This is a genomic window from Aquicoccus sp. (assembly GCF_041686535.1).
Taxonomy (GTDB): Bacteria; Pseudomonadota; Alphaproteobacteria; order Rhodobacterales; family Rhodobacteraceae; genus Aquicoccus.
In genome coordinates, this window is the sequence record NZ_JAWLDS010000123.1 from 1 (window position 1) to 6,888 (window position 6,888).

6 protein-coding genes are annotated in these 6,888 nt (G+C 64.9%); 5 read left to right on the forward strand and 1 reads right to left on the reverse strand.

Annotation, left to right across the window (positions count from 1 at the left end; genetic code table 11):
* From ACESL9_RS16190 to ACESL9_RS16210, 5 genes are all read left to right on the forward strand, one after another.
* Positions 1–435: serine/threonine protein phosphatase (locus ACESL9_RS16190; protein ID WP_372675203.1), on the forward strand; the 435-nt coding region annotated here is incomplete at its 5' end.
* A gap of 2 nt (positions 436–437) precedes the next feature.
* The gene (moaB, locus tag ACESL9_RS16195; RefSeq protein WP_372612440.1) at positions 438–980 is read left to right on the forward strand and encodes a molybdenum cofactor biosynthesis protein B; all 543 of its coding nucleotides are present in this window, start codon (positions 438–440) and stop codon (positions 978–980) included.
* Positions 977–1,420, forward strand: a complete 444-nt coding sequence (locus ACESL9_RS16200) for an NUDIX domain-containing protein (RefSeq protein ID WP_372612438.1) — start codon at positions 977–979, stop codon at positions 1,418–1,420. Before moaB ends, ACESL9_RS16200 begins: the two co-directional genes overlap by 4 nt.
* 130 nt (positions 1,421–1,550) lie before the next feature.
* Positions 1,551–3,008 carry an efflux RND transporter periplasmic adaptor subunit gene (locus ACESL9_RS16205; RefSeq protein WP_372612436.1) on the forward strand — a complete coding sequence of 486 codons (1,458 nt, stop codon included), beginning with the start codon at positions 1,551–1,553 and terminating at the stop codon, positions 3,006–3,008.
* Positions 3,009–3,011: 3 nt separating this feature from the next.
* Positions 3,012–6,416, forward strand: coding sequence for an efflux RND transporter permease subunit (locus ACESL9_RS16210; RefSeq protein WP_372612434.1), 3,405 nt, complete (start codon positions 3,012–3,014; stop codon positions 6,414–6,416).
* 85 nt (positions 6,417–6,501) lie between these two features.
* Here ACESL9_RS16210 and ACESL9_RS16215 read toward each other — a convergent pair whose 3' ends face one another.
* Positions 6,502–6,696 (reverse strand): SlyX family protein, encoded by a 195-nt coding sequence (locus ACESL9_RS16215; RefSeq protein ID WP_372612432.1) that lies wholly within the window; start codon positions 6,694–6,696, stop codon positions 6,502–6,504.
* Between the last annotated feature and the right edge of the window lie 192 nt (positions 6,697–6,888).

Here is a 6,888-nt window from a genome sequence, read left to right on the forward strand (position 1 = left end):
CTGGTGCCCGGCAATGTCGAGAGTGCCGATGAGTTGCGACGCGATGCGCCCCAAGGCGCCGTCGTCCTGCATGGGCAGGGGCACGAGATCGAGGGGCTACACCTCTTTGGCCTCGGCTACGCGGTGCCGCCGCCACCGTTCGGTGACTGGTCCTGCAACCTGGACGAGGCGGAGGCCGAGGTGCTTCTGGGGTCCTGCGACGCCGCCGATATCCTGATCAGCCATTCACCGCCCAAGGGGGTGGCCGACCGGACATCGACGGGAATATCGGTGGGCTCGGACACAGTGCGCACGGCGATTGAGCGCGTGCAGCCCCCGCTGGTCCTGTGCGGCCATGTTCACGAATGCTGGGGCGAACGTGGCCGGATCGGGCGAAGCGAGGTGGTCAACCTTGGCCCCCGGCCCTGCTGGTTCGAGATCGAGGCGGAGCTTTAGGCATGGGACAGATCAACGAAAACAAGGATTTCATCCCGGTGCGGATCGCGGTTCTGACCGTGTCGGACACGCGGGACATGAAAGAAGACCGATCGGGCGAGGTGCTGGTGGCACGGATCGAGACGGCGGGGCACGTGCTGGCCGACCGGATGATCGTGCGCGACGAGCGCGACCAGATTGCCGACCAGCTGCGTGAATGGATCGCGCGTGAGGACGTGGATGCGATCATTTCCACCGGCGGCACCGGACTGACCGGGCGCGACGTGACGGTCGAGGCGCATCGTGATGTTTACGAAAAGGAGATCGAGGCCTTTGCCACGGTCTTTTCCATCGTGAGCATGCAGAAGATCGGCACCAGCGCCGTGCAGAGCCGGGCAACGGGGGGCGTTGCGGGCGGCACCTATCTTTTTGCCCTTCCCGGCAGCCCGGGTGCCTGTCGCGACGCCTGGGACGAGATCCTGCAATGGCAGTTCGACTATCGTCACAGCCCGTGCAATTTCGTCGAGATCATGCCGCGGCTTGACGAGCATCTGAGGCAGAAATGAGCGACGGATTTCACGTTGTCGGCCCGCTTCCGGACCCGGTGCGTTGGCGTGTGGCGGCGGTGCTGGCGCGCGATCGGCAGGGCCGCGTTTTGATGCAGCTTCGCGATGCAGTGCCCGGGATCGTGGCGCCAGGCAAATGGAGCCTGTTCGGTGGCGGGATCGAGCCAGGCGAAACGCCCGAGGCCGCCGCGCGCCGGGAATTTCACGAGGAGACCGGCATCGACATCTCGGCAGATGGCCTGCAGCCGCTGGTCATGTTCGCCAGCCAGGCCCGGGCCGATGCCGTTGTCCATGTCTTTGCGCTGGACCGGCGTATCGGGACACAGGATATCAGTCTGGCCGAAGGGGCGGGGTTCGGTTTCCTGAACAGGAGGCAGGTTGTGCAGTTCGATCTGATCGACAATTACCGCCGTACTCTTCTCGAGTTGGACGATTTCTGAGACGACGGGCGACGGAAAGATGCCTGTTGCGCGTAAAACAGCTGTTATGTGGCAACCGGCTTGGCTAATCCGGGCGTCGCACTCGATGTGGCCGCCACTTTGTGAAGGCGGATTTCAAAGGTATTAGACGATGCGATTTCTGCGCCAGAGCCTGACCGGGCTTTTCCTGCTGTCGCTGGCATTGGGCGGGCTGTTTTATGCCGGATACACGTTGCAACAGGCCATGCAGGCACGCATGGCGCGCGAGGCGCGGGTGCCGCAGGAGACCGAGCGCGAATTCGCGGTACGCGTGGTGCGTGCCGAAACCGGGGAGATTGCGCCGGTCCTGACCTCCTATGGCGAGATCAAGAGCAGCCGGACACTCGACATCCGTGCTTCGGTCGGTGGTCGGGTGATCGAGCTGTCGGATGACTTCGTCGAGGGTGGCCGGGTGAAGGAGGGCGCACTTCTCTTGCGGCTCGATCCGGCGGACGCGCAGGACGAGCGGGATCGTGCCGCGAGCGACCTCGAGGATGCCGAGGCCGAGGCCCGCGATGCCGCCCGCGCGCTCGATCTGGCCCGCGACGACCGAGCGGCGGCGGAAGAACAGGTGGTGCTGCAGGAGCGCGCCTTGCAGCGGCAACTCGACCTGCGCGAGCGCGGGGTCGGCTCCGACGCCGCGGTGGAATCCGCCGAACTGGCCGCAAGTGCCGCGCGGGCAACGGTGATCTCGCGACGGCAGGCCATCGCACAGGCCGAAGCGCGACTGGACAATGCCCAAACGCGCATGGTGCGCGCCCGGATCGCGCTGGGCGAAGCCGAGCGCAGACTGGCAGACATGGAGCTTCGCGCCGGATTCTCCGGCATGTTGAGCGGTGTGGCCCTTGTGGAGGGCGGGCTGGTTTCAGCAAATACCCTTTTGGCAGAACTGATCGATGAATCCGCGCTCGAAGTCGCGTTCCGGGTGTCGACCCGTGATTATGTCAGACTGCTGGAAGAGGACGGCCGCCTTCGCCGGGCGCCGGTGCGGGCAGTCCTCGACGTGTTCGGCATGGACGTGACCGCACAGGGACAGCTTGTCCGCGACAGTGCGGCGGTGGGCGAGGGTCAGACCGGGCGGCTCTTGTTTGCAAGGCTGGACGAGTCGCGGGGCTTCAAACCGGGCGATTTCGTCACGGTCGAAATCGAGGAACCACCGCTCGACGGGGTGATCGTGTTGCCCGCTGGGGCGCTTGGGTCTGCCGGCGACGTTCTGGCTTTGGACTCCGACGAAAGGTTGGAGCGGGTCGAAGTTGAATTGCTGCGGCGGCAGGGTGACGAGATCGTGATCCGCGCAGAGAACCTCGCCGGACGCGATGTGGTGGCCGACAGGACACCACTTCTGGGGCCGGGGATCAAGGTGCGCCCGCTTCGCACCGGCCCGACCGAGACCGCAACGGAGCCCGAGATGCTCGAACTGAGCGAAGAGCGGCGAGCGCGCCTTGTCGCCTTCATCGAGGGCAATCGCCAAATGCCGGAATCGGTCAAGAGCCGCATTCTGGCGGAACTCGCTCAGTCCAAAGTGCCTGCCGAGACCGTGTCACGCATCGAAGCGCGCATGGGGGGCTGAGTCATGGCGCTGCGTGGTCCGGGCGGCCTTCTGAGCTATTTCGTGCGGCACGCGACCGCGGCGAACCTGTTGCTGGTGGTTCTGATCGTTGCCGGGTTGGCCGCCACGCCGCAGATGCGGGCGCAATTCTTTCCCGATGTGATCATCGACAGCGTGAGCGTGAGCGTGGTCTGGGAAGGTGCCGGGGCCGAGGATGTGGATTCGGCGATTGTCCAGTTGCTGGAACCCGCATTGCTTGCGGTCGAAGGGGTGGAGAGCTCGACCGCGTCCTCGCGCGAGGGACGGGCGCAGGTCTCGCTCGAATTCGAGCCGGGTTATGACATGGCCCGGGCCGCGGATGACGTGCAGTCGGCAGTCGATCAACTGACCACCTTGCCCGAGGAGGCCGAAGACCCCAGGGTCACGCGCGGCACATGGCGTGACCGGGTGACGGATGTGGTGATCACCGGGCCTGTGGCCAGCGAGCAGCTGGGCCGCTTTGCCGATGAATTTGTCACCCGCCTGTTTGCTGCCGGGGTCACGCGCACCACGATCCGGGGTGTCGCGGCGCCGCGCACCATCGTCGAGGTGCCCAGCGTCAACCTGATCGCTCATGATATCAGTTTTGCCGATATCGCACAGGCCATCGCCGCCGAGGTCGATGCCGATCCGGCCGGCGATATCGAAGGGGCCAATGCCCGCGTGCGCACCGGTGTGGAAAAGCGCGATGTCGATCAGTTGGCGCAGGTCGTGCTGCGATCGACACCGGACGGGGCGAAACTGACCGTGGGGGACGTGGCGCGATTGCGGGTCGAAGGGGTCACCCGGAACCGCAGCTATTTCGTGGGCGAGAACCCGGCGATCTCGGTTCGGGTCGACCGCTCGGCGCAGGGCGATGCCATCCGGATCCAGCGGCAGGTCGAGGAGGTCGCCGCCGAGATGCAGGCGACGCTGCCTGCCGGCGTCGAGATGGAGCTGATCCGCACGCGTGCCGAGGCGATCAGCGGGCGGCTCAATATTCTGATCGACAACGGGGCCATGGGTCTGGCGCTGGTTGTCGGGCTTTTGTTCCTGTTTCTCAATGCGCGCACGGCCTTTTGGGTGGCGGCGGGGATTCCGGTGTCGATGCTGACCGCGATCGCGATCATGTATGCGTTCGGCCTGACGATCAACATGATCTCGCTTTTCGCGCTGATCATCACGCTGGGGATCGTGGTGGATGATGCCATCGTGGTGGGCGAGCATGCGGATGCGCGTGTCAAGCGTGGCGAGAGGCCGGTCGAGGCCGCCGAAAATGCCGCAAGGCGGATGGCCCTGCCGGTCTTTGCGGCGAGCCTGACCACGATCATCGCGTTCTTCGCCCTGACCGCGATATCGGGGCGGATGGGCAACATGATCGCCGACATTCCCTTTACCGTGATTGCCGTTCTCGCTGCCAGCCTCGTCGAGTGTTTCCTGATCCTGCCGCATCACATGGCCCATTCGCTGCACCGCGCGGGGTTGCGCGATCACTGGTATGACCTGCCGTCGCGGGTGGTCAACCGGGGGTTCGTCTGGGTGCGGGAGACGCTCTTTCGCCCGTTCATCGCCGGTGTCGTCTGGATGCGGTATCCGGTGATGGCCGGAACGGTCCTTTTGCTGGCGATCCAGGTTGCGCAGGTCGTGCGCGGCGACGTTCAGTGGCGGTTCTTCAACGCGCCCGAACAGGGCAGCGTGACCGGAAACTGGGCGATGGTGCCCGGCGCGACGCGGGCCGACACGATCGAGCAAATGCGCCTGATGCAGGATATGCTCGAGGAGTTGGCGCAGGAATACGAGGCCCGCCACGGCCGCAACCCGATCGATTATGCCATTGCCGAGGTGGGTGGAAATTCCGGGCGCCCCCTTCCCGGATCGGATGTGAAGGATGCCGATCTTCTGGGTGGGATCGCCATCGAGTTGATCGATGCCGATCTGCGCCCCTATTCGAGTTTCGCCTTCGTGGCCGAATTGCAGGAGAGGGTGACGCGCCACCCGATGACCGAAACGCTGAGCTTTCGCGGCTGGCGGTCAGGACCGGGGGGCGAGGCGCTCGACGTACAGTTCTATGGTGCCGATGCCGAAACGCTCAAGACGGCGGCGGAGGCTCTGAAGGAGGCGGTGAGCCGCTATCCCGAGGTCAGCGCGCTCGAGGACAACCTGGCCTATGACAAGGATGAGCTGGTCCTGGATCTGACGCCGCAGGGACAGGCGCTGGGCTTTGACATCGACGGGCTGGGCCGGGTGTTGCGTCACCGTCTGAACGGGCTGGAAGCCGCAACCTATCCCGACGGGCCGCGAAGTGCAGAAATCCGCATCGAGTTGCCGCGCGGGGAACTGTCGGCCGATTTTCTCGAACGCAGCCAGATGCGCACGCCGCAAGGCCAATACGTGCCGCTGGCCGATATCGTGGAGGTCGAGACCCGGGCCGGTTTCTCGACCGTGCGGCGCGAGAACGGGCTGCGCACCGTGTCGGTGACGGGCGACATATCCGAGGACGATCCGGCCCGCGCCGAGGAGATCATGCGTGCGCTGGAAACCGATATCCTGCCCGGGATCGCAAGCCGGCACCAGGTCGAATGGCGCCTGTCGGGCCTTGCGGAACAGGAAAGCGAGTTCCTCAACGATGCGCTCCTGGGGCTGATCCTGAGCCTTGTGGGCATCTATGCCGTGCTGGCCTGGGCATTCTCGAGCTGGACCCGACCGATGGTGGTGATGGCGATCATTCCCTTCGGCCTTGTCGGCACGATCCATGGCCATGCGGCATGGGATGTGCCGCTGAGCATGTTCACGGTGGTGGGCCTCTTGGGGATGACCGGGATCATCATCAACGATTCGATCGTTCTGGTGACCACGATCGATGAACATGCCCGGGACCGTGGCCTCATCCCCTCGATCATCGACGGGGCGGCGGACCGGCTGCGGCCGGTGATGCTGACCACGCTGACCACTGTTCTGGGGCTGACCCCGCTTCTCTACGAGCAATCGCAGCAGGCGCAGTTTCTCATGCCGACGGTGGTCACGCTGGTCTACGGGCTGGGCTTTGGCATGCTCCTGGTGCTGCTGGTCGTGCCGGCCCTGATCGCTGTGCAATCGGACCTTGGACGACAGTTCACTGCGCTGCGGCATGGGTTTCGCGCCACCGGCGCAGCGCCGGTTCATTGGGCAGTGGTGCTGGGCGGTCTGGCAGTCCTGGGCTGGCTCGCCGCGACGATGGGGCATGTGGTCCTTGCGGGCGGGCTTTGGGCACCGCTGGCCAACCACATCGCCATTGATGGCGCGCCCATGGTCGTGGCTTTCGGGCTCTTTGTCACGGGGGCGTTTCTGATCGTGCTTTTGGGCTTTGCATTGACGGCGATAACCTGGCAGCTGTCACGCCGCCTCGGTCGGCACGGTGCATTCCGGGAGTAGGTGCGATTCCGCGGGATTGGAATGGCTGGCCAGATCTTCAGGGCATGTTGCACACAGGACAACGCGGGGCGGTTGATGCGCACCGTCAGTAATGCGGGGGCTTTTCCTGACCGGCAAAGACGTGGCTGCCCTGATCCGCCTCGCGTTCGGCCTCGCGCTGCATCAGCATCTCGACCCGGCGCTTGAGCATGGCGATGTCATCGGCTTGCCGGGTGACAATCTCGGAAAGGTCATCGACGCTGCGTTCGAGATGGGCGATTTTCATTTCCAGATGATCCATGGCATGGGCGGTATCGTCGCGCGACGGCCCGGTCAAGAGGCATGGCGCGCGATGCTGCCTTGCCCCGCATGGCCCCATCCGCTAGAGGCTTGGCCCGCGACTGCAAGGCAAGGATGACATCCCCATGGCCAAGGAAAAGAAAGCCCCGCGCCCCAAGGCGGTGACGCCCAAAGGGTTTCGCGATTACTTCGG